1 pseudogene is annotated in these 434 nt (G+C 77.6%); it reads left to right on the top strand.

Annotated features, from left to right (window positions below):
* Positions 1-331 (top strand): annotated as a pseudogene (locus SACPADRAFT_RS0203150) (hypothetical protein); the annotation flags it as partial.
* Between the last annotated feature and the right edge of the window lie 103 nt (positions 332-434).

Below are 434 nucleotides of genomic sequence, written 5' to 3'. Positions count from 1 at the left end.
CCGGTCGGTCGCCTCGTGGGCGCGGCGCGTGCGGCGCTCGCGGGTGCTGCGCTGGTCGCTGGCCGGGATCGGCAGGGTCCCGGAGGAGGCCGGGCCACCCGAGCACCTGCGGGGGGACACACTCGACCGCCTGCACCGGTGGCTGCACGTGGTCGAGCACGGCCCCGGTCACCGGACCACGGGCCCGGAGGGGGAAGCGACGCGCTGGACGCTCGACGTCCTACCCGGACTGCTGACCGGGGCCGAACTGGCCGTCGCACGACTGACGGTGGCCGGGTTCGACCCGGACCCCGACCACGCCGCGCGGGTGGGGCGGGTGCGCCATGGTTGAGGCGACCGGCTGGGTGGGGGCGCTCGTGCTGCCGCCGGTGTTGGCGGTACTGGCCTGGGCGGGGATCGCGCTCGACCGCGGACTGGCCCGGCACGCGGACGGC

This window comes from Saccharomonospora iraqiensis subsp. paurometabolica YIM 90007 (genome assembly GCF_000231035.2).
Taxonomy (GTDB): domain Bacteria; phylum Actinomycetota; class Actinomycetes; order Mycobacteriales; family Pseudonocardiaceae; genus Saccharomonospora; species Saccharomonospora paurometabolica.
The sequence above is the reverse complement of the archived record's forward strand: the minus strand, read 5'-3'. Positions and strand labels throughout refer to the sequence as shown.